22 protein-coding genes and 1 other annotated feature (1 of these 23 cut by a window edge) are annotated in these 21916 nt (G+C 44.3%); of the genes, 15 read left to right on the top strand and 7 right to left on the bottom strand.

Features of this window, described 5'->3' with window-relative positions; genetic code table 11:
- Positions 1-68 (bottom strand) — a sequence feature (His leader region) (it extends 53 nt beyond the left edge of the window).
- 261 nt (positions 69-329) lie between these two features.
- A complete protein-coding gene (yoaA, locus tag K0I73_RS10500) occupies positions 330-2258 on the top strand; it encodes a DNA repair helicase YoaA (protein ID WP_258405171.1) in 1929 nt (642 codons plus the stop codon).
- Between the two features lie 119 nt (positions 2259-2377).
- Here yoaA and K0I73_RS10495 read toward each other — a convergent pair whose 3' ends face one another.
- Both K0I73_RS10495 and K0I73_RS10490 read right to left on the bottom strand, forming a co-directional pair.
- Positions 2378-3679: an NAD(P)/FAD-dependent oxidoreductase gene (locus K0I73_RS10495; RefSeq protein ID WP_220061092.1), complete on the bottom strand. Its 1302-nt coding sequence runs from the start codon at positions 3677-3679 to the stop codon at positions 2378-2380.
- Positions 3676-4605, bottom strand: a complete 930-nt coding sequence (locus K0I73_RS10490; RefSeq protein WP_258405170.1) for a DMT family transporter — start codon at positions 4603-4605, stop codon at positions 3676-3678. Before K0I73_RS10490 ends, K0I73_RS10495 begins: the two co-directional genes overlap by 4 nt.
- Before the next feature lie 151 nt (positions 4606-4756).
- Here K0I73_RS10490 and K0I73_RS10485 point away from each other — a divergent pair, with 151 nt between their 5' ends.
- The 8 genes from K0I73_RS10485 (at position 4757) to rnd (ending at position 12249) form a co-directional block, all read left to right on the top strand.
- On the top strand, positions 4757-5230 hold the full coding sequence (locus tag K0I73_RS10485; protein ID WP_220061091.1) for a GNAT family N-acetyltransferase: 474 nt from the start codon (positions 4757-4759) through the stop codon (positions 5228-5230).
- 196 nt (positions 5231-5426) lie between these two features.
- Positions 5427-6140, top strand: a complete 714-nt coding sequence (gene tsaB / locus K0I73_RS10480) for a tRNA (adenosine(37)-N6)-threonylcarbamoyltransferase complex dimerization subunit type 1 TsaB (protein ID WP_220061090.1) — start codon at positions 5427-5429, stop codon at positions 6138-6140.
- A 94-nt stretch (positions 6141-6234) separates the two neighbouring features.
- Positions 6235-6600, top strand: coding sequence for a hypothetical protein (locus K0I73_RS10475; RefSeq protein WP_220061089.1), 366 nt, complete (start codon positions 6235-6237; stop codon positions 6598-6600).
- 53 nt (positions 6601-6653) lie between these two features.
- Complete coding sequence (locus K0I73_RS10470; protein ID WP_220061088.1) at positions 6654-7334, top strand: M50 family metallopeptidase; 681 nt, start codon at positions 6654-6656, stop codon at positions 7332-7334.
- A gap of 92 nt (positions 7335-7426) precedes the next feature.
- Positions 7427-8245: a class I SAM-dependent methyltransferase gene (locus tag K0I73_RS10465; protein WP_220061087.1), complete on the top strand. Its 819-nt coding sequence runs from the start codon at positions 7427-7429 to the stop codon at positions 8243-8245.
- 7 nt (positions 8246-8252) lie between these two features.
- Positions 8253-9173, top strand: coding sequence for an alpha/beta fold hydrolase (locus K0I73_RS10460; RefSeq protein WP_220061086.1), 921 nt, complete (start codon positions 8253-8255; stop codon positions 9171-9173).
- Between the two features lie 202 nt (positions 9174-9375).
- Positions 9376-11049: a long-chain-fatty-acid--CoA ligase FadD gene (gene fadD, locus K0I73_RS10455; protein ID WP_220061085.1), complete on the top strand. Its 1674-nt coding sequence runs from the start codon at positions 9376-9378 to the stop codon at positions 11047-11049.
- 90 nt (positions 11050-11139) lie between these two features.
- Positions 11140-12249, top strand: a complete 1110-nt coding sequence (gene rnd, locus K0I73_RS10450; RefSeq protein WP_220064339.1) for a ribonuclease D — start codon at positions 11140-11142, stop codon at positions 12247-12249.
- Positions 12250-12366: 117 nt separating this feature from the next.
- Here the strand turns inward: rnd and minE are convergent, their stop codons facing one another.
- From minE to minC, 3 genes are read right to left on the bottom strand one after another with little or no spacing between them, the layout of a single operon-like run.
- Positions 12367-12624, bottom strand: coding sequence for a cell division topological specificity factor MinE (minE, locus tag K0I73_RS10445; protein WP_220061084.1), 258 nt, complete (start codon positions 12622-12624; stop codon positions 12367-12369).
- A gap of 2 nt (positions 12625-12626) precedes the next feature.
- Entirely contained in the window at positions 12627-13436 is an 810-nt protein-coding gene (gene minD / locus K0I73_RS10440; RefSeq protein ID WP_220061083.1) for a septum site-determining protein MinD, read from the bottom strand.
- A gap of 24 nt (positions 13437-13460) precedes the next feature.
- Complete coding sequence (gene minC / locus K0I73_RS10435) at positions 13461-14126, bottom strand: septum site-determining protein MinC (protein WP_220061082.1); 666 nt, start codon at positions 14124-14126, stop codon at positions 13461-13463.
- Positions 14127-14252: 126 nt separating this feature from the next.
- On the opposite strand from minC, the gene K0I73_RS10430 reads away from it, so the two are divergent.
- The 5 genes from K0I73_RS10430 (at position 14253) to K0I73_RS10410 (ending at position 18130) form a co-directional block, all read left to right on the top strand.
- Complete coding sequence (locus tag K0I73_RS10430) at positions 14253-14534, top strand: YcgL domain-containing protein (RefSeq protein ID WP_220061081.1); 282 nt, start codon at positions 14253-14255, stop codon at positions 14532-14534.
- A gap of 18 nt (positions 14535-14552) precedes the next feature.
- Positions 14553-15542 (top strand): lytic murein transglycosylase, encoded by a 990-nt coding sequence (locus K0I73_RS10425; RefSeq protein ID WP_220061080.1) that lies wholly within the window; start codon positions 14553-14555, stop codon positions 15540-15542.
- A 98-nt stretch (positions 15543-15640) separates the two neighbouring features.
- Complete coding sequence (locus K0I73_RS10420) at positions 15641-16081, top strand: YcgN family cysteine cluster protein (protein ID WP_220061079.1); 441 nt, start codon at positions 15641-15643, stop codon at positions 16079-16081.
- A gap of 741 nt (positions 16082-16822) precedes the next feature.
- Positions 16823-17515, top strand: coding sequence for a hypothetical protein (locus K0I73_RS10415; RefSeq protein ID WP_220061078.1), 693 nt, complete (start codon positions 16823-16825; stop codon positions 17513-17515).
- 105 nt (positions 17516-17620) lie between these two features.
- Positions 17621-18130, top strand: a complete 510-nt coding sequence (locus K0I73_RS10410) for a hypothetical protein (RefSeq protein ID WP_220061077.1) — start codon at positions 17621-17623, stop codon at positions 18128-18130.
- A gap of 484 nt (positions 18131-18614) precedes the next feature.
- Here K0I73_RS10410 and dsbB read toward each other — a convergent pair whose 3' ends face one another.
- Together dsbB and nhaB are read right to left on the bottom strand one after the other, a co-directional pair.
- Positions 18615-19130 (bottom strand): disulfide bond formation protein DsbB, encoded by a 516-nt coding sequence (dsbB, locus tag K0I73_RS10405; protein ID WP_220061076.1) that lies wholly within the window; start codon positions 19128-19130, stop codon positions 18615-18617.
- Positions 19131-19216: 86 nt separating this feature from the next.
- Positions 19217-20812 (bottom strand): sodium/proton antiporter NhaB, encoded by a 1596-nt coding sequence (nhaB, locus tag K0I73_RS10400; protein ID WP_220061075.1) that lies wholly within the window; start codon positions 20810-20812, stop codon positions 19217-19219.
- A 299-nt stretch (positions 20813-21111) separates the two neighbouring features.
- Here nhaB and fadR point away from each other — a divergent pair, with 299 nt between their 5' ends.
- Positions 21112-21867 carry a fatty acid metabolism transcriptional regulator FadR gene (gene fadR, locus K0I73_RS10395; protein WP_220061074.1) on the top strand — a complete coding sequence of 252 codons (756 nt, stop codon included), beginning with the start codon at positions 21112-21114 and terminating at the stop codon, positions 21865-21867.
- The last annotated feature ends 49 nt before the right edge of the window (positions 21868-21916 follow it).

Here is a 21916-nt window from a genome sequence, read left to right as displayed (position 1 = left end):
ACCGCCAGAAGGAAATAGTCCTCCGGCAGTAAGCGTCCGAAGGCTACCGCATATGATGGTGATGATGGATAGTGTTCAAACGCTGTGTCATATTCTTTTCTCGTGTCGATAATTTTGTAATTTGGCGATGCTTTCGCCTTAGTTGTATTTAAACTAATCAAGATTGAGTGTTTATGCAACCCTTATTTTTCTGCAATGAAAAATATTCAGTTTGTTCGAGCAAACTTGTTATCCAAATATCCATCTCGGGGACGGCCTCTACTTGTACTCAAAGATGAAACACGGATAATGCCTGCATCACTTTATATCAGATTGAACATGGACCTAGATTGACCAGCAGCAGATTAACCCAAGAGGTGCAGCGGATATTTGCTAATGACGGCGTCATTGCCCGTTTAGTGAGTGGCTACAGTTGTCGACCTCAACAGCAACAAATGGCGTCGGCAGTGAGCGAGGCCATTTGGGATGGTCAAAATCTGGTCGTGGAGGCGGGAACAGGTGTGGGAAAAACCTATGCCTATCTTGTTCCCGCGCTGTTAAGTGGTAAGCAAGTTATTGTCAGTACCGGCAGTAAAAACTTACAAGAACAGCTGTTTTTTAAAGACTTGCCTGCACTGCAACAGATGCTCGATATCAAACTGAAGGTCGCGTTACTTAAAGGGCGTAGTAACTATCTGTGTCAGCGCAATATGGAGCGGCAACTCAGCGGCGCAGATGTGATGGATAGCCAAGTGTTAGATGATCTTTTGCGTATAAATCAATGGGCCGGACAGACCATCGATGGTGATATTGGCGGAATCAACACGGTTTCAGAAAACTCAGCGGCCTTGCCGTTAGTCGTTAGCTCAAAAGAGACTTGCATAGGTAAAGCCTGTGAGCATTATGAAGCCTGTTTTACCCGTAAAGCGCGGCAAAAGGCAATGGATGCCAAGATTATTGTAGTGAATCATCATCTGTTTTTTGCCGATAGTATTCTAAAAGAGACCGGGTTTGCCGAGCTATTGCCCGATACCGATGCGGTTATCTTCGATGAGGCTCACCTGCTGCCTGATATTGCAGTGACCTATTTTGGTCAGCAACTGAGTATCAAAAGTTTACTTAATCTTATTGAACAATTTGCCAATCTTTATCGGCAATCTATGGCTGACTCGCCGCAGATAGCAGCCATGACGGCGCGCTGTTTAACCCAACTTGAACAATGGCAATCTTTAATGGTTGCAACAGAGCAAGTGGATTGGCGTTACTTACTCAGTAATCGAGAATTGATGGCCGTCTCGTGGGGATTGCTAGAGGAGCTAACTGCCTATAAAAATATGTTGCTTGGATACCTTGGCCGCAATGAAGAGTTCGATGATTGTGTTGAAAAGCTCGATGCTTACTTAAGTAAATTGGCGGTATTTTTCCAATGTGACAATCACAATAGCGCCTACAGCGTCGAATATGGCTATCGACATATAGTGCTGCGTATTTCACCTATCAATGTGGCCAAAGAGTGTGAAGCGCTGTTTCGAGCTGACACCAGCTGGATTTTTACCTCTGCGACCTTACAAATTAATCGTGATCTTGGTTTATTCACCAAAGCGCTTGGGCTTACTGCTGCTAAAACTTTGATCTTAGATAGTCCATTTGACTACGGCCGCCAAGCGCTATTTTGTGTGCCTCGTCATCTCGGGAGCGTCAGCCAACATAATAACGCCACTAAGCAGCTGGTTGATGTGGCGATAAAAGCCATCAATGCCGCTAAAGGTCGTACTTTCATGCTGTTTACCAGTCATCGAATGCTCAATCAGGTGGCGCAAGCGCTACACGGTCGAGTGCAATATCCCTTATTAGTGCAGGGCCAAGCTGGCAAACAAACCTTGCTGAAAAAGTATCGTCAACTGGGCAATGCGGTCTTGTTGGGGACGGGGGCATTTTGGGAGGGGGTCGACGTGCGCGGTAAACTATTAAGCTGCGTCATTATTGATAAACTGCCATTTATGTCACCCGATGATACCTTGTATAAGGCGAGGGCCGAAGGGGTATTGCGTGAGGGTAACGACCCTTTCATGAGCTTGTCCTTGCCGCAAGCGGTTATCACCTTAAATCAAGGCGTAGGTCGATTGATCCGTGACGAAAAAGATCGCGGTGTATTGATCTTGTGTGATAACCGTATCGTTAATCGCCCCTACGGACAGGCATTTATCAACTCTTTGCCACCCATGCAGCGTACCCGTGACTTGGGCAATGCTATTCGGTTTTTAGAACACATTGATTAGATTCATCTCGAACTCGCTTATTTTTGTTAGCGGGTTACCGGATTAGCGAAAAGTAATCTAGGATAGTGAAACAGAGGAAGTAACCCTGTTTCACTTTCATTCTCACCACCGCTAAAAAGTTAGTGCAGCTTCATTCTTGGGCGCACGACTCGCATTATTTTTTCTGCTACCCATAGGGCGAAGGTTTTAGCTACGCCATGAATCGCTTTTTGGTGCATACGATAAAGGGAGATATACATAAAGCGAGCAATTTTACCTTCCACAAACATGCTGTTTTTAGTGAGATTGCCCATTAAACTACCGACGGTACTAAAGCGCGATAAATTTACTAATGATCCATGATCGATATATTCATATTCGATCAAACTTTTACCATTGATTTCATTAAGAATGTTAGTTTCGACGCATTGGGCCATCTGATGGGCAGATTGTGCTCGCGGTGGCACAAAACTGCCATCATTTTGTTTACAGGCGCAGCAGTCGCCGATCACATAGAGAGCGTCGTTGGTGAGACTTTGCAGTGTCGGCTTGACCACTATCTGATTGGCGCGATTAAGCTCTAATCCATCTATCTGTCTAATAAACTCTGGCGCCTTAACGCCCGCCGCCCAAAGCATGAGGTGTGCATCGATAAGTTCAGATTCTGAGGTTAAAAATCCCTTCGCCGTGGCTTCGCTGATACGGGTGTTTTGCCTGACTTCTACCCCAAGTTTGGTCAGCTCGCGTGTGGCTGATGCGGCAATTCGCTCTGGTAGTGCGGGGAGAATACGAGGACCTGCCTCAATTAAACTAATGCTGAGTTTATCGGCGGTCATTTTGCTCAAACCGTAGACTTTAAGCAGTTCGGTGACATGATATAGCTCTGCTGACAGCTCAACGCCAGTTGCGCCGCCGCCAACAATGGCAATTTTTAACGCGCCGAGCTCATCCGATTGATGCACTCGGGTAAAGCTATCTAATAATGCATCGTGAAATCGATTTGCCTGCTGGTGGGAGTCGAGAAAGTAGCAGTGCTTTTGTACTCCAGGTGTGCCAAAATCGTTACTCACGCTGCCAACAGCGAGTACCAGTTTATCGTAACTCAGCTGCCTACTGGGTAATAGATATTCGCCGCTGGCGTTAACTATGGGGGCTAAGGTGATACATTTTTGCTTTAGGTCGACATTATTGAGCTCGCCAAGTTGAAAGTGATAACCATGCTTTACGGCGTGAGCCGAATAAACCACACCGTCGAGATCGGCATCGAGTGAGCCTGTTGCGACCTCATGAAGTAGCGGTTTCCAAATATGGGTGCGGTTTTTATCGATTAAGATAATTTCTGCTTTGCCCTTTTTACCGAGCTTATGCCCTAACTGAGTGGCGAGACCGAGTCCGCCAGCACCACCTCCAACAATAACGATCCTCATTTGCTCACTACTCATACGTGTTTCCTGTGTGATGGTGTTACGACATCTACATGATGTTTCAGGCTATAGCGGGTTTGAATAATCCCTGCAATAAGGATCAGGGCACAGCCAACTAATTGATCTACTGTAAGGTATTGTGAAAACAGCGTCCAGCCAAGTAGCACCACAGTTACTGGTTCCATATAGGCTAAGGTGCCAAAGGTTGCAGCGGGCAGCTCCCGTAACGCCTTAACTGCCAACAAGATGGCTAAGAAACCAGGCAATAGCCCAATAAGTAGCAACCAGCCCCACTGTACAGTGGTGGGAGTAACCTCTTGATTAAGCGCAAAAGGTAGTAAGCAGCCTGCGCCTATCGTGAGCTGGACTAAGGTACTTTGATAGGGAGTGCAAGGTATGGGCCTGCGATTAACCAGCATAAAACCGCTATAGGTAAGCAGTGTCAAGAGCGCGAAGCCATAGCCATGCCATTGCTGAGGATCGGCAGTTAGCGAAGAGAGATTGGGTAATATAAATACTACCCCTATGAGCGCAATCACTATGGCGGCGAGGGTAAACTTATTAAGTTTTTCTGCAAACAAGAAATGCGCGGCTACGGCTGTGAACAGCGGCGCCAGATAGATCACCATCACCGCATTTGCCATGTTGATGTAGTTAATGGCTTCGACATAAAAGGCCATAAATCCAGCCAGCATGGCGCCGTTTATGACATTTTGCTTGCTGGGACGGTGAAGAATTTGGCGATGCTTACCAGTGATCACCATATATGTTAGCAAGCACAGGGCACCGATTAATAGGCGGTAAAAAGTCACCGTTGTGGCATCGAGCATGCTTGCTTGTGCCAGTGCGCCAATCGTGCCCATCAGCATCGCAGAGCAAAGTGCAAATAACATGGCACCTTGATGCCAAGCCTTTGAGGTGTTCGATACTATTAAGCTGTCCAATAGCCTTCCTTGATATGAAGAAAAATCATCGTTTACTGATGAGTACCATTAACCGATTATATTTGTTAGCCATGGTTGAATCGTCAATGGCTGCGCTGCTATGGTAGCGAGTAATTGTCGTTAATGACATGGGTTTTTATTTGGAGCAGATATGTCGGCATGGAGATTGGCGACTCACAACGACGAGAGTGAAATATGGCAAATTCGCACACGCGCCATCGCGAAGGGGTGTGCGAGCCACTATCCGCCCGACTTATTGGCGCAATGGAGTGGTGTTGAGATGCCTGTGCATTTCAGCAATGTTTTATTGAGTAATCAGGCGATGGTATTGGTAGATGACAGCGATCAATTGATGGGTTTTGGTTTTATTGACCGCTCAAGTTCGAGCCTAGAAGCTTGCTTTGTCGATCCCTGTTTTATCGGTGAAGGTTATGGAAAACGCCTAGTCAGGGCTCTTGAGGCTCAGGCTATCGAGGCTGGCTTAAACACCTTGTCCCTGTCTGCATCGCTTAATGCTGTGGTGTTTTATCAAGGGCAAGGCTACACGCTAGGGGATTTCTCACCTTGGGTTCATCCGACAGGCTTTACGATAGACGCCTACGCCATGTATAAATCCTTAGTTTAAGGTTCGCTATATCTCGCGCGACTTTGCCACTAAGTTTTTGGCTATACCTTAGTAAGTTTTACGTTATAATCGGTCCATTATTAGATGGTGGTCGTAAAGACGCGTGCCCTTGTTGTCGTGGCTTGCCTTTTTTGATGAAAGGCCTACCTCGAGCTGAAGCACACTGTTATACGTCCCTAAAATTTGGTTTGATTTAATGCCTGTAAACACAGATAAGCTTTCTCCACTGACAATTCTTGCGCTTGATACCTGTACTGAGTCGTGTTCAGTTGCACTGACTCATAATGGCCATATTTATGCTGAGCAAGCCGATGCGCCGCGTGAACATAGTCAGCGTCTTCTTCCTATGGTCGATAACGTATTGAAAGAGGCCGACATCGATTTAAGTGCAGTCTCTTTAATCGCTTATGGCCGCGGCCCGGGCAGTTTCACTGGAATACGTATCTGCACTTCGATGACTCAAGGACTCGCCTTAGGCCAAGATCTCCCCGTTGTTGGCATCTCAACGTTGCAGGCGATGGCGCAGGCGGCGATGGATAATCATGGCGCCGAGCAGATCGTTGCCGCGATCGATGCACGTATGGGCGAAGTCTATTGGGGGGAGTTTGTTAGCCGTGAAGGAATTGCAGCCTTAGTTGGTAGTGAAATGGTATGTAAGCCTGAAGAGGTGAGCCGAGCTTTGGATTATCAGCAATCGGTTTACGCCTGTGGCACGGGTTTTGATACATATCCTGAGCTACTGAGTAGCGGTATGCAGCTCCTAGCCGATGATAAGTTCCCCGAAGCGCGATATATGCTCCCTTTGGCCGTCAATGCACATGCCAATGGGGAGTCGACCGAGGTAGAAGGTCTGCAACCGGTTTATCTAAGAGATACGGTGACCTGGAAAAAGCTTTCCGGTCGAGAGTAAATTGGTTTAATCTTATAGCTGGGTTTAATCTTAGTGATAGTGCTTTGGGTTATCGCCTGCTGTGCACATCAATAGGTATAGGTGAGGTAAGTTTATGCAGATCCAATCTGGTAGTGTGATACGCAATAATATATTGCCAAGCGCGACGAGTATTAGCGATAGCATTTCACCACTTAATGATGTGCAAGTACTATCTCCTATTACCGATGTAGGTGCGCTTGAGTCTGTCACTGAGTATCGCCAAGCGCCTCAACAAGAGCAGCCAAACATTGAAGCTGATCAAGACAGCGCAGAACAAGCAACGACAGAGCTGCAACTAAGTGCGCGTCTCGACGCCAAGCTTGAGTATGATAAAAACACCCAAGCAACTCAAAGCGCAATATCGACCTATCTACTTCATGAGCACGCCGCTCAGCGCGATTCGATCTCACAAATGGTGGGTATCGATACCTATGTGTGATATTAATCGGGTTACCATCTTCCTTACCTCTCTATAGTTAGCCAAAAGCCCTTATGCCTACTCAAAAAATGGATGGACAATCCGCTACTATACCCAGTCGTGGGCAGTTTTTTATTGAGCTGTTGTCAGCCATAATACTGACTCGAATTCCCTATCTAAGTGTTCCGTTTAAATGGCTAGAAAGCTATTTTCATGAGTTGTCCCACGGTTTGGCGACGCTTTTGTCAGGTGGCGTAGTGAGTCATATACAACTATTTCCTAATGGCGCAGGGCTCTGTTTTAGCCAGGGCGGCTGGTCTGTACTCATAGGTTTTGCTGGGTATTTTGGTGCTGCGCTGTGGGGATTACTCATTTTTAATCTAGCCATTTGGCGCAGGGGGATCCGCGCAAGCTTTGCGTGTTTAGGTATTGGGGTTTTGTTGACCGTGCTGTTTTGGGGACGAGATCTGTTAACTATCGGGATCCTTGGTATATTAGCCTTGCTGTTTCTGTTGCCGCTAAAGTTAAGTCATAGTCATATTTTGACTGTTTCACTTCGTGTCATGGCGCTGATGGTGATGCTTAATGCGCTTGCAAGCCCCACTGTGCTGCTGGGATTAAACGGTCGAGGTGATGCGGTGATGCTAGCGCAACAGACGTGGATTCCTGCTTGGATTTGGGTGGGTATCTGGCTGCTAACCAGTTTGAGTATGCTGTGGCTGTGTTGGCGACGTATCGATAGCGCTGCCAAATAGTGACTAAATAACAAAGTGTAACTAGCTGTTTATTTATATATTATTTATTAGCTTAGGCTGGTAGTTTTAGGGTTTTATCAGGGAGAATTATAATGAAAAAAATGACATTAATTGCTGCGTTGTTAGTGCCGTCGCTGTTTGGCTCGATAGCAAATGCACATACCGGAATGGACCCGAAATTGACAGCAGCCCTCAGCAATGAGCTGCGCCAAGAGGCAAATCTTCAACGAGACGTCTATCGTCATCCCGGCGAAACCCTATCCTTTTTTGATATTAAACCGACTGATACCGTTATCGAGCTGTGGCCGGGTGGACGCTGGTATGCAGAGATTTTGGCGCCCTATTTAGCCTCTGATGGCCATTATATTGCTGCAAACTTCGATGCTAACCCTCCAGAAGGGGTTACCTTACCTGGATATCAAATTCGTTTAGGTAAAGCGTTACAGCAATGGATTAGTGATAATAATACTGCCTTAGGTAATGCCTCTGTTTTGGCATTTGATCCCCCGCGTCTAGCATCCCTTGGAGACGATAACAGCGCCGATGTGGTGCTGACATTTAGAAACCTGCATAACTGGGCAATGAAGCAGCAACTTGAGAACGTATTCGATGCGGCATATCAGGTGCTTAAGCCCGGTGGCGTGTTTGGCGTGGTAGAGCACAGAGCTAAACCCGGAATGGAGATCAAGTCGGGCTATATGGTTCAAGAAGAGATGATAGCCCTTGCAGAGCAGTCTGGTTTTAAGTTGGTGGCAAGCAGTGAAGTTAATGCTAACGCAAAAGACAGTAAAGACTATCCTAAAGGAGTGTGGACATTGCCACCGAGTTTACGTTTAGGTGAGCAAGATAAAGAAAAATATCTAGCGATAGGTGAGAGCGATCGCATGACGTTAAAATTTGTGAAAAAGTAGGCATTATATGCCTGACAATAGCCGTGTGCTATGGCACTCTTGCGGCCGTGAAAATGAGGTGGTTATTGAGCTGCCTCATATTCGTTTAGCTGGACGTATTTGGGGTGACGATAACAAGCCGTTGCTGATAGCACTCCATGGGTGGCTTGACAATGCCAACAGTTTTGAGCCTTTATCAAAGTACCTCGATGATTATCAATTGTTAGCGGTCGATTGGCCGGGACATGGATTTTCCCAGCACAGGCCGGGTCATTATCCATTGCATTGGATTGATTATCTATATGATTTAGAACACTTGATTGAAACCATTGCTGCCGTAAAACCCATTTATGCCGTTATCGGACACTCTTTAGGAGGCATTGTTGCGTCTGCTTACAGCGCTGCATTTGCAGATAAAGTGCCTTATTGGATTTTTATTGAAGCATTAAGCCCGCTGGTGGAAGATCCCACTAAGAGTCGTCAGCGGCTAACCCGGAGTTTTCAAGACCATGGTCGAGGGTTACGCTCAGAAGGTCGTTTATCGCGAAACGTATCTCTTGACTCAGCGGTAGCAGCACGGCATCGATTGACGGGATTAGATATGCAGTGGTGCCGTTTACTCATTGAACGTAACTTAGAGGTTACTGAAAATGGTGCCCGCTGGCGGAGTGATCCTCGATTAAAATTAGACTCGCCAATGCGACTCACATTTGAGCATGTTCAAGGGCTTATGCGAGACCATCAGGGAGAGGTGTTGTTGATTTCTGGCAAGGATGGTTATCGATTGACATCAGAGGTGTCAGAGCGAGTTCAGTCTTGGTATCACAATTTAACCCGTGTTGAACTTGAAGGTGATCATCATCTTCACATGGGAAATAGTGAGCAAGTTGCGACTGAAATCAAAGGTTTTTTAACATCAAAAGTCATCGAAAAAGGTCAACAGACCTGAGTCAGAGTGAATATTAGTCTGACGAATAAATTGATCTAGGATTTTTGCTCTAATTATGTGATGATGTTCAAAATTAAAACGCCTGTATGATTTTTAGGTGTTACTTACAATATTTATGAGTCAGTGTTTGGTTTCTGTTTTGAAACTATCTGTGAATGAGTTCATTCACGATTAACTCTGCTTTGGGATTTAGGAGAGACAAGTGGAACAGCTTTGGACGAAGAATCTACCCGATGATGTACCCGCTGTTATTGACGAGAAGTTATATAGTTCGCTTATTGATCTATTTGAACGCTCGGTAACGAAATATGCTGATCAACCTGCGTTTGTGAATATGGGCGCCACGTTGACTTATCGTAAGCTTGAAGAGCGCAGCCGTGCCTTTGCCGCTTATCTTCAAAACGAGTTAAAGTTAGAAAAGGGCGATCGCGTCGCGATTATGATGCCTAACCTTTTGCAATATCCAATTGCATTGTTTGGTATTTTGCGAGCGGGCATGGTGGTAGTGAATGTTAATCCACTTTATACCCCAAGAGAGCTAAAGCACCAACTGAATGACTCAGGTGCAAAAGCGATTGTGGTGGTGTCTAATTTTGCGAATACGCTTGAGCAAGTTGTTGACCAAACACCTGTCGAGAGTGTGATCTTAACTGGGCTCGGGGATCTTCTTAGTGCGCCTAAGCGTACCTTAGTTAATTTTGTCGTAAAATATATTAAGAAGATGGTGCCTAAATATCATCTTCCTCATGCCATCGGAATGCGTAAAGCGCTATCGACAGGGCGTCGATTACAATATGTAAAACCTACGGTCAAAGCCGATGATATTGCGTTCTTGCAATATACAGGTGGAACAACCGGGGTCTCTAAAGGCGCGATGTTGACCCATGGAAATATCGTCAGTAATTTGCTGCAGGCCGATGCGTCATATTCTCCATTGCTGGTTAATGGCAAAGAGTTTGTCGTCACCGCTTTGCCGCTGTATCACATCTTTGCATTAACCGTGAATTGCTTACTATTTTTACATAAAGGTGCTAACAACCTACTGATCACCAATCCAAGAGATATTCCAGCATTTGTGTCAGAGCTGAAAAAACATCCATTTACCGCCTTAACCGGTGTTAATACCCTGTTTAATGCGCTAGTGAACTCGGCAGAGTTTCAAGCGTTGGATTTTTCTAACCTTAAGTTATCGATCGGCGGTGGCATGGCGGTGCAACGTGCCGTGGCTGATAAATGGCAAGGGATCACCAAGACAAAACTACTCGAAGGTTATGGTTTGACCGAAGCTTCGCCTCTGGTGGCTTGCTGTCCTTATAACCTTGACGGTTATAACGGATCCATTGGTTTTCCTGTGGCTAATACCGATATGCAAGTCAGAAACGACGAAGGTAATGTGTTAGCCCAAGGCGAGACGGGTGAACTTTTTGCTAAAGGGCCTCAAGTCATGAAGGGCTACTGGCAACGCCCTGAAGAAACGGCTTCAATTATTGACGAGCAAGGTTATCTTGCTACGGGCGATATCGGCTATATGGATGAGAAGGGTTTTTTCTTCATCGTCGACAGAAAAAAAGACATGATCTTAGTATCGGGTTTTAACGTATTTCCTAATGAGGTTGAAGAGGTTGTTGCGCTTCATCCTAAGGTCGTTGAGGTTGCCGCCGTTGGCGTTCCCCATGAAGTGAGTGGCGAGCTGGTGAAGATATTTGTAGTTGCTTCTGATAGATCTTTAACCGAAGAGCAATTAATTAAGCATTGTCGTGATCATTTGACGGGATATAAAATTCCTAAGCTGGTAGAATTTAGGGATGAGCTACCTAAGACAAACGTTGGTAAGATTTTACGACGTGAGTTACGCGACGAGGCCAAGTCCGCGTGATCGACTAGGTACAAACCGTATTTTGGTTAACTTAAAGCCGGCGTTTATCGTCGGCTTTTGTTTTTGCCTGAATCAATTGGAGAGATGAGATTGTTGACGTTTCAATATGTAGATGATGATGCCAGTTTAAGCTCGCTTGTCGCGCAGTATAGCAAAGCCAGTGTGCTGGTATTAGATACCGAATTTGTTCGCACACGTACCTATTATGCGCGATTAGGACTGATCCAAGTCTATGATGGTAAAACATTGGCGTTAATCGATCCTTTAGCTGTGAGTGATCTTAGTGGTTTTTGGGCATTATTAGAGCGAGACGATATCGTTTCAGTACTTCATTCATGTAGCGAAGACTTAGAAGTCTTAGCAAAATATGGTGCTTGCCAGCCTAAAGTCTTGTTTGATAGCCAAATTGCGGCCGCATTTTGTGGTTTAGGACACGGATTAGGTTACGCCAAATTAGTTGAACACTGTTTGAACGTCACCTTAGATAAAGGCGAATCTCGTACCGATTGGCTCAAACGTCCGTTAACGGATGCACAATTACACTACGCCGCAAACGATGTCGAATATCTTTACCAGCTATATCCTCAATTATTAGAGAAACTGCAAACATCGGGGCGATTAGCTTGGTTGTATGAAGAGGGTGAGCGCATGACGCAAGGGCGTCTCGATAAGCCCGATGGCGACAATGCGTATCTTAAGGTGAAGAACAGTTTTCAGCTATCGCCTAAGCAATTGGCCTATTTAAAAGTATTAGCGAAGTGGCGATTAGAGAAGGCGTTAGTTAAAGATTTAGCCCTAGGTTTTGTTATAAAAGATCATGCTTTGATTGCGTTAGCAAAAAAACAGCCACAGACCACAGGTGATATTTTCAAAATGAGTGAACTCACCGAGCAGGAAAAACGAGTTCATTCCAAAGCCATTATTGCAGTGATGGCGACAGCGGATCTCGACAATCTGCCGGAAGCTATCGATGTAATAGCGCTAAAGCCAGGCTATAAATCGGCATTTAAGACGATTAAAAATTGCCTTGCTGAAATCGCTGAAGCTCATGATGTACCTATGGAGCTTATCGGTTCTAAGCGTCATATACATGAGTTTCTGCAGTGGCAATGGGCAGGCAGGACAGGGGAACTCCCCTTGTTACTTTGCGGTTGGCGCGCAAGCTTAAGTGAAGAGAAGCTTAAGCAACTTGAGCTATAAAAAACAGTAACTAAAAAAGCCCTCAAGAGGGCTTTTTTAGTTTGCGAGTTTAGGGATAACACGCTAGAGATAAACCTCTCAGAATAAAACTGAGTATGTTCTCCCTGATTTTATCGGTTACTTCTCTGGAAGCGTGACATTTAGCTCAAGTACCGACAAGTTGTCATCGTTTTGATCTAGCTGCACTGACACTTGATCTGTGTCTATCTGCACATACTTACGGATCACTTCGATGATCTCTTGCTTCATCGCTGGGAAATAGTCTGGCGCATCACGCTCCCCCCGTTGATGGGCAACTATGATCTGCAGTCGTTCTTTGGCAGTAACCGCAGTGCTCGGTGTTTTTTTCGTTTTAAAATAATCGAGTAGAGACATAATTAGCTACCAAATATCCTTTTCAAGAATCCCTTTTTCTCTTCGGTAAGGAAGCGCATTTCGACCTCTTCACCGGTTAATCTTGCTACGCTATCGCTATAGGCTTTACCTGCATCGCTTTCTTGATCCATGATCACAGGCACACCTGAGTTAGACGCTTTAAGTACGGCTTGAGATTCTGGGATCACGCCTAATAGCGGAATGGCTAAGATCTCTTCAACATCGGCCACACTGAGCATTTCACCTGTAGCTACGCGAGTGGGGGAGTAACGGGTCAACAGTAGAAACTCTTTAACCGGCTCTAAGCCTTCTTCAGCTCGTTTAGATTTGCTTTGTAACATACCGAGAATACGATCTGAATCTCGTACTGAGCTGACTTCTGGGTTAGTTGTCACAATCGCGATGTCGGCAAAGTAGAGCGCCATCATCGCCCCTGTCTCAATACCCGCTGGCGAATCGCAGATGATGTACTCAAAATCTTTGCTGAGATTGTTAAGAACAGTGCCAACCCCTTCTTTGGTAAGCGCATCTTTATCGCGAGTCTGGGATGCAGGCAATACAAATAGATTAGGGGTACGCTTATCTTTGATCAGGGCTTGATTGAGGTTAGCTTCGCCGTTGATGACATTGACAAAGTCATAAACCACACGTCGCTCACACCCCATGATAAGGTCGAGGTTACGTAGTCCGATATCAAAATCGACCACGACGGTTTTGTGTCCTTTTAACGCCAACCCAGTTGCGATAGCCGCACTAGAAGTGGTCTTTCCCACTCCGCCTTTACCTGAGGTGACAACAATGATTTGTGCCATGTTTAATTCTGTCCTTTTAAATTTCTATAGCGATAACGCTTCAACCGTGAGGCTATCACCGTCAAGCCTAATACAACCGCTTTTAATCGAGGCATGAGCCTGTAGATTTTCTGTTAGCCAATATTGCCCAGCGATAGATACCAGTTCAGCATCTAATGTTTGGGCAACAATGACTGCATTGATGTCGCCACCGGCACCCGCCATGGCTTTACCTCTAAGACTACCGTATATGTGTATGCTGCCATCTGCAATCACTTCTGCACCATTCCCGACGGCACCGATAATGATGAGGTCGCCATTTTGCGCATAAACCTGCTGTCCGGATCGAATATTCTGTTTAACTATTTTGGTCGTTTTAGGTAGCTGTGGCTGGTTGGAACTCTGCTTGCCTGATTTGATGATAGCCAGCCCAAGCTCTTTAGCTTGATTTGCTATGGCACTCGGTGCGCTGGTAATGCCTACTATGACTAATTCTCGAGAGATGAGCAGGTCTTTTAATCCAGCCAAATTATAATCGGGATCGGTAATAGCACTGAGATTAACAACGAGGGGAGCGCCAAGAAAAAACTGTGGTGCGATGGCTAATTTGCTATCCAGCTCAGCAGCGACCTTATTTAGGTCGGTATGGTTGATATGCAGCACTGAAAGCGTAAAAGAGGAGCCTTTTAATTCGAGGCTAGGTTTTTGCATTCCTAAATTTGCTCTTTAATCAGATAAACCAGCTAAGCCAGTTAGATATTATTATAATCTTGACCCACCATGTTATAGTGTGCGGTATTTGCTGGCAAGTTGAATAACCTGGAAATTTCACCGAATATGATATGTGCTGTATATAAGAGTCGATTGAAAGCGGAAAGCTATCTGTTTATTGAAAAACGTAATGATTTTGAGCGCGTTCCTGAAGCGTTAATGGCGATGTTCGGCACGCCGGAATTGGTGATGATTTTACCGCTTGATAAACGTCAACATTTAGGTATCGCCGATATAAATAAAGTAAAAGTTGAACTAGAAGAGAAGGGGTATTATCTTCAGTTACCTCCACCTCCGATTAATCTACTCGAAGAGTACAAGAAAGAGATAGGTTATAGTCGGGATTAGTTGGCAATAGGATTGTGCATGTTTTTAAAAAAAATTTTACTAGGAATTCTGCTACTTAGTGGATTGCAGCTCAGTGCTGCAGCCTTGGCAAGCCAAAGTGAGATGAGTTTTGAACAATATCTAGATGGATTAAGGCAGCAAGCACTCAAAGAGGGGATATCCCAAGCCTTTGTTGATAAATCATTCGCTAACATTAAGTTGTTCAAGAAAGCGCTGGTCAGTGACAAACAATCCGCGCCGCAGTCATTAGATCATTATCTGTCTTCCTTAGTGTCTGAACCTTTAGTTGAGCAATCGAGAGCACTCTATAAAGCGAACAAAGTCGAGTTTGAGCGTCTAGGTAAGCAATATCAGGTGCAACCTCGATTTGTGATCGCGCTATGGGGAATGACTTCGTCTCTTGGTCTCGATGTCGGTGATTATCCGGTGTTAACTGTGATCGCCTCTAATGCTTATCGAGGGGATAACGAAGAGTTCTACCGTAAAGAGTTTATTGCTGGACTGAAGCTTTTACAGAGCAGCGATATTGAGTTTTCTGGGCTTAAAAGTAATTGGTCAGGCAAAATGGGCTATCCCCATTTTTCACCCAGTGATTATGCCACTTACGCCAAAGATGGAAATGGCGATGGTAATATCGATATTTGGAATAATCTTGCAGATGCGTTTGCATCGACGGCCAACTATTTAAAGCAATTAGGCTGGAACGATGAGGGAACATGGGGACGTCAGGTACAAGTGCCTAAAGATATTTCGCAAGATCTTGTTGGTTTAGCGACCCAAAAACCTTTCTTGCAATGGCAGGAGCTAGGGGTGAGACGTTTTGATGGTTCCGATTTGCCGAAGGTGAAAGGGATGCAAGTGTCGTTAATCATGCCCGATGGCATCACGGGTAGAAAGTACCTTGTTTATGATAACTATCGCGCTTTGCTGAAGTGGAACTCATCTGACTATTATGGGTTATCGTTAACCTATCTATCGGAGCGCATAAAATATCCTGCAATTGACTAGTTAGAACTTTGGATAATGTCGACTTTGTTGTCCCGAGTGTGGCCTAAATAGTGTAAACTAGCCTGCGATTGCAGGCTTTTTTATAGAATTAGAGAAAGATGTCGTTTTGGAAAGATAAAAGCTTAGCTGAGCTGAGTGCCCATGAGTGGGAACAACTGTGTGATGGATGTGGCAAGTGTTGTCTCAATAAAATCATTGATGATGAAACTGAGCAGCTTTATTACACCAATGCTGCGTGTAAACTACTAGATATTAAAGACTGTCAATGTCAGCATTATGAGCAACGATTTAGTTTTGTCCCTAGCTGCACGAAAGTGACTCCCGATAATGTCTCGCAATTGACTTGGTTACCCGACAGCTGCGCCTATCGCCGTCTATATTTGGGAAGGGAGTTGCCTAGTTGGCACCCTCTGCTCCAAGGGAGTAAGCAGGCTATGCATGATTTAGGGATGTCGACCCGAAATAAAGTGATTAATGAAGATAAGGTGAAATACCTAGAAGATCACATTGTGCTATGGCCTCTGAAGGACAGCGACTAGTCCTTCGCTTTCTCATTAAAGTGAGCAAAATGTGGTTTTAGCTTGCTGGGTAATTGTTCTGATATGGTGCTCCTCATTTTTAGTAGCGTCTGGCGAGTTTGATTATTTGGTAACATTTCTAAAACCATAACTCACGGTGTGTCAATTGCCTGCGGCAGGCTCATGTGCAGATACGCTTGTGAGACGCCGTAAATACCTCCTTGTAGGCTCTGCCGTGACATCCCTGTCACGGAAGCTCACCAGCGTATCTACACTGGGTATCTAACGTTTCTTCGATTTAGCATTGTTTGAAAGCTTTCCAGACTTATTGATTGAGTTTTTCTGGATATCAATGTTTGCAAGTCGTTTTATATAGCTATTTTATCAATGTGTTAACTCGATACACCTTGATAAAATAGGTTTGGAAAGCGTTCATACTTATTCTTTCGCATGGCGTATTTGATGAAAAGCTGATAACTTCCTTTTATTACAGTTAGTTAAACAAGAGTATTTTACTGATTTTAAAAGATTAACACGCATGCGCACTAGTAAAATATTCTTGACCTGCGCTAGACGATTTTTAGCAAGAAAGAAGTGACGTTTCCTTCACGACGCAGGGTGGCCTCAAAGTAGCCCCAAGGGCACGGAATATTAACTCACGAATTGGAAGATGTCCTCTCTCCTAATTAAAGTACAATCTGTTCCACGAGACCTGTGGCTCGTGAGCATCGGTCGTTATATTTATCGAGGTAATTGAGAATTATGATGCATCAAATTAATATTGGTAATAAGCATATTCAAATCAATGAGTTTGTATCATCATGCCCAGAATGTGGCTCTCAAATTGAGCCAATAGACACGGGTTTAGTTAATTGGATTAAAAGTCGTAAACACATGATGGAAACTGAGTTTGAATGGGTACTTAAGTGTCCTGCTCAAAAGTGTAAGCGACTAATAATTGCCCGGTACGAGATGAAATCAGAAAAAGAAGGTTACATTAATGGATTCTACAGCCTTTCTGATGTTGTGCCTGCTGGCTTAAAAGCAGTCGCCCAACATGAAGAAGTAGTAAGGATTTCCCCCTTGTTTGTAGAAATATTTAGCCAAGCTAATCATGCTGAGAAACTAGGGCTAAACCAAGTTTGTGGTGTCGGTTATAGGAAAGCCTTAGAGCACTTGCTCAAAGACTACTGTATTCATGAAAACCCTGAAAAACGAGAGTCAATTCAAAAGATACCGCTCATGAATTGTGTTACGTCATTCGTAAACGATGGCAATATCTTGGCTTGTGCAAAAAGGGCTGTATGGCTAGGAAATGACGAAACTCATTATGTTCGCAAATGGGATTTGCAAGACATTACTGATTTAAAGGTTCTGATTAGACTCGTGAGTAACTGGATAATCAATGACGTACTAACAAAACAATATATAGAAATCATGCCAGAAAAAACTTAAAAAGGTATTTAAGAGAGATTCCTTACGTTTTCCGGTTTCGCTTCATTAACAGTATGGCAAGTGTGCGTCACCTAATACACGGAGTTAGGTTTCAAGGAGGTATTTATGTATTTAATAGAGTTATTTGCTGAAAAATCAGACCAAGTAAGGTTGGTTACTTTTCTACTATCAGCTCTTCTCGCCGTCTCTGTGCTTTTGATTAACCAATATATTAATACCAAGAGAAATAAACGAGACTTACTTCTATCCAAAATTGAAGATTTATATAAGACATCGATTCAATATACGAATCTTTGTACCGAAATTCTTGATGATGTTCAGCACCAGAAAGTCGACTATCCATCAGTAAACAAAGAACATAGAAGGGAAATTCAGAATATTCTCCGAAAAATGGAAATGCTATGCGGCTTATATTTTCCTGATTCTGGCTTTGATACCAATGATTATCGACTATGGAATATGGAAATTCTCGAATATCTTGAAAAAGGCAAACATGCAGAGGAAGGCCAAATACATTGTTTGTGGGAGGATGCTCGACAGCACATAGTTAATTCCGATGCAAAATTAGCAGTAATATGCTCCAGTTTAATGAAGTTACATGGCTACAAAACATAACAAGTGACAGTGGCATTTAGCCTATTTATCTCAGTTTTTGCACATCGTAGCTCCTCATTCTTAAGCAGGAGGTTGTAGCTCGAATCCCTTTCTTATCTCCTTTTCATTGTCAAAGCCGCTAATTCGAAGAGACGTTAGATACCTGGTGTAGATGCATCTGCGGACGTCGATGGCAGGGATGCCATCGTCGAGCCTCCAAGGATGACTCTCAGTAAAATAAAGGACGGCGTGTAGCGGATGTATCTGCACTGCCCCCGCCGGGCAGGCGTTAGGTTGCAGTGACGGTACGCTTCAAAGTTTTCCAGATAAATAACTTGTAGGTTGTTGCTATTCAAGCGAATCGAACTCCCTTTACCTTCAGTAGAAGTTTCTGACTTCAAGAGTTTCCTGGCCATTTCCCAAGGCTGGGGGCAATAAAAAACGCCCGCTAGGGGCGTTTAATCTAAGCAATGGCCGATTGCGCTATCGGCTCAATTAGTCGCGGTTAAGCCTTCTTCGTCGGCATCAATGCCGGAATAATAAACACCACCAAGGCAATCAGGTAAGTGCTGAAGGCTACCACCATCCATTGTGACATGGTGATGCCAAACATCTCCCACGGAATGTCGGTACACATGCCGGTTGGCAGGAAGACGGAAGGTAACCATTCGTGTAGTGGCATCCAGGTCGGGAACTCAGGAAGGAATGAGCAGGTCGAGAAGGGCGACGGATTGGTCTGCATTTCCACTAACTCAAGCGCCAGTTTTAATCCCCATGCACTGCTAATGCCCCAAATTAGCACTCCGATAAAGCGGATTAAGCGAAAGGGGTAACCGATAACGCCGATAAGGCCTGCAAACAGCAGCCCAAAAACAGCAACACGTTGGTAGATACACATGACACAAGGGTCAAGTTTCATTATATGTTGGAAAAACAGAGCACACATTTCTAAGACAATGGCACTAGTCATTAAGATCATCCATGCCATTCTAGATTGTGCAAATTGGGTCAGTACTGTCAAAAATCCTCTCCTATAAAAAACGCCTCTAACATCTAGAGGCGTTTTTAAGACTTTACGAAACTAATTAAGTTCCGTCAATCAACAAACTAGTGACCAGTAACCGCACCCTTAGCTGCTTCTGCCACCGAATGATGGATAAGCATATGGGAATCGTAAAAGTATTGAGTCATATCAGTAAGGAAACCAGTTTCGATTGCCAGTACGCCCACAATAGATAGCACGATAGTGTAGGGCAGTGCCATCCATACCATGCGGCCATAAGAGAGGCGTATTAACGGTGCAATAGCCGATGTTAATAGGAACAAGAAGGCAGCCTGACCATTTGGTGTTGCTACTGAGGGTAGGTTGGTTCCTGTATTGATCGCTACTGCGAGTAGGTCGAACTGATCGCGAGTGATCTGACCATCTAACAGCGCCGCTTTCACTTCGTTGATATAGACGGTTCCAACAAACACGTTGTCGCTGACCATAGAGAGTAATCCATTGGCGATATAGAAGATCACTAACTGGGTATTACCTTCATAGCTCAATGCCCATTGAATGACAGGGGCAAACAGTTGTTGGTCGATAATCACGCCCACGATGGCAAAGAACACAGCCAATAAGGCGGTGAAGGGAAGCGCCTCTTCAAAGGCTTTTCCTAGCGCATGTTCGTTGGTTACACCGTTAAATGCTGTAGTAACAATAATAACGGATAGACCGATAAGACCGACCGATGCTAAATGAAAAGCTAAACCAACGATTAACCAAACGCCGACTAATGCTTGGACAACCAACTTCATTTTATCGTGATTGGTACGACGAGCATCTTCATATGAAGCATAATCAGACAGGATCTTGTGCACCGCCTCGGGGAGTTGCTGGCCATAACCAAACAATCTAAATTTTTCAACGAGGAAACAGGTTGCAATACCAGCGAAAAATACTGGAATCGTCACAGGTCCCATACGGAGTGCAAATTCACCAAATTGCCAGTTTGCTTGAGCGGCGATGATCAAGTTTTGTGGTTCACCTACCATGGTGCAAACTCCACCCAAGGCGGTACCTATACCAGCATGCATCAGCAGATTACGTAGGAAACCACGGAACGCTTCTAATTCATCTTCACATAGAGAGTGACCCTCACCATGTTGATCTGAGGTGTGGTCATGATCGTCGGAAAAATTCTTTCCTGATGCAACCTTATGATAAATTGAATAAAAGCCAACTGCCACAGCGATAATTACCGCAATAACCGTTAATGCATCAAGGAAGGCTGATAGAAATGCTGACGCAATACAGAACATCAAAGATACGACGACTTTGGATCGGATCTTGGTGATCATTTTAGTAAATACAAATAGCAGCAACTGCTTCATGAAGTAGATACCAGCTACCATGAAGATCAGTAGCAATAACACTTCAAGGTTTGCTTCTATTTCATGCAGCACCTGACTTGGGGAAGTCATGCCGATAAATACCGCTTCAATAGCCAATAGACCACCGGGTTGGAGGGGGTAGCACTTTAGTGCCATTGCTAATGTAAAAATAAATTCTACAACCAATAACCATCCAGCAACGAATGGGTTGATATAGAAAACGATTGGATTGATCACTAGAAACGATAAAATTGCGATTTTGAACCACTTAGGAGAATTTCCTAAGAAGTTATCAATAAACGCCCGACTCATAGTCACAGGCATGGCACCCTCTCATATGTATAATTATTTTTTGATAGAAAGTTAATGAACTGTCCACGATTTGATTCAGTGTAGCCTAATGATATGTATAAATTAATACCTTTTTGAATCTAACATCTAAAAACTGACGGTTGCGTCAAGAATGTCATAATAAATGTTATGATTTTTGCCGCACTTTCTCAATTAATGGGAGCATAGTCTTTGATCTAAGTGAGTAATGTCATAGATTAGGTTTCCATTTTTCACCGCTCTGGTATGATCAGTTCCAAGATAACTCTAATTGAATTGGAAATAGTGGCCTGATGACAACTGTCCCCCAAGCACCAATAAAGCCTAAAGACAAAGATATTATTGAAGCTAAAGGCCCTGCCAGCTTTGCCGAGAAGTATATTGTGCGTTCCATTTGGGAAGGAAAGTTCCCACCTGGGTCGATTTTACCTGCCGAACGTGAGCTTTCGGAGCTCATCGGAGTCACTCGAACGACACTGAGAGAAGTGTTGCAACGATTGGCCCGGGATGGTTGGTTAACGATTCAACATGGTAAACCGACTCGCGTAAACGATATCTGGGAAACATCGGGTCTGAATGTCTTGGAAACCATTGCAGAACTTAACCCGGCGGGAGAACCTGTCCTGCTTGAACAGTTGTTGTCGGCGAGAACCAATATTAGTGCCATCTATTTTAAAGGCGCGGTTCGTTACAATCCAGATAAAGTGCTCGAGGCGTTAGCGCCATTGGCAGACTTAAAAGATGATGCGAAAGCCTATATTGATTTCGATTACCAGTTGCATCATGCCTTAGCCTACCACTCTGGAAATCCACTGTATGTGTTGATCCTTAATGGCTTTAAGGGTTTATATAGCCGGGTTGGTAAAGAGTACTTCTCGATTGATAAGGCTCGTGAGCTGGCGCTTGATTTTTATCAAGCGTTAGAAGCATTAGCCAAAAATAAAAATCATAATGATGTACCCGTCTTGATGCGGAGTTACGGTATCAATAGCGGTAAGTTGTGGCAACGTCATAAGAATGATCTATTGCAACAGGCTGAAACGGTTTAATTTCAGTGCGACTAGTTGTCAGTTATTAGTTGTTAAGAAGTCGCTCATT

Origin of the sequence: Shewanella mesophila (assembly GCF_019457515.1) — a bacterium.
Classification (GTDB): Bacteria; Pseudomonadota; Gammaproteobacteria; order Enterobacterales; family Shewanellaceae; genus Shewanella; species Shewanella mesophila.
The sequence above is the reverse complement of the archived record's forward strand: the minus strand, read 5'-3'. Positions and strand labels throughout refer to the sequence as shown.

Bases quoted from the DNA above. Each gene is read 5' to 3' on its own strand.
- K0I73_RS10470 (WP_220061088.1), top strand. From the start codon at position 6,654: ATGCCTACTCAAAAAATGGATGGACAATCCGCTACTATACCCAGTCGT.
- minC (WP_220061082.1), bottom strand. From the start codon at position 14,126: ATGCAAAAACCTAGCCTCGAATTAAAAGGCTCCTCTTTTACGCTTTCA.
- K0I73_RS10460 (WP_220061086.1), top strand. From the start codon at position 8,253: ATGCCTGACAATAGCCGTGTGCTATGGCACTCTTGCGGCCGTGAAAAT.
- K0I73_RS10430 (WP_220061081.1), top strand. From the start codon at position 14,253: ATGATATGTGCTGTATATAAGAGTCGATTGAAAGCGGAAAGCTATCTG.
- K0I73_RS10410 (WP_220061077.1), top strand. From the start codon at position 17,621: ATGTATTTAATAGAGTTATTTGCTGAAAAATCAGACCAAGTAAGGTTG.
- minE (WP_220061084.1), bottom strand. From the start codon at position 12,624: ATGTCTCTACTCGATTATTTTAAAACGAAAAAAACACCGAGCACTGCG.
- fadR (WP_220061074.1), top strand. From the start codon at position 21,112: ATGACAACTGTCCCCCAAGCACCAATAAAGCCTAAAGACAAAGATATT.
- minD (WP_220061083.1), bottom strand. From the start codon at position 13,436: ATGGCACAAATCATTGTTGTCACCTCAGGTAAAGGCGGAGTGGGAAAG.
- K0I73_RS10415 (WP_220061078.1), top strand. From the start codon at position 16,823: ATGATGCATCAAATTAATATTGGTAATAAGCATATTCAAATCAATGAG.
- K0I73_RS10475 (WP_220061089.1), top strand. From the start codon at position 6,235: ATGCAGATCCAATCTGGTAGTGTGATACGCAATAATATATTGCCAAGC.
- K0I73_RS10465 (WP_220061087.1), top strand. From the start codon at position 7,427: ATGAAAAAAATGACATTAATTGCTGCGTTGTTAGTGCCGTCGCTGTTT.
- K0I73_RS10425 (WP_220061080.1), top strand. From the start codon at position 14,553: ATGTTTTTAAAAAAAATTTTACTAGGAATTCTGCTACTTAGTGGATTG.
- K0I73_RS10485 (WP_220061091.1), top strand. From the start codon at position 4,757: ATGTCGGCATGGAGATTGGCGACTCACAACGACGAGAGTGAAATATGG.
- nhaB (WP_220061075.1), bottom strand. From the start codon at position 20,812: ATGCCTGTGACTATGAGTCGGGCGTTTATTGATAACTTCTTAGGAAAT.
- tsaB (WP_220061090.1), top strand. From the start codon at position 5,427: ATGCCTGTAAACACAGATAAGCTTTCTCCACTGACAATTCTTGCGCTT.
- K0I73_RS10420 (WP_220061079.1), top strand. From the start codon at position 15,641: ATGTCGTTTTGGAAAGATAAAAGCTTAGCTGAGCTGAGTGCCCATGAG.
- K0I73_RS10495 (WP_220061092.1), bottom strand. From the start codon at position 3,679: ATGAGTAGTGAGCAAATGAGGATCGTTATTGTTGGAGGTGGTGCTGGC.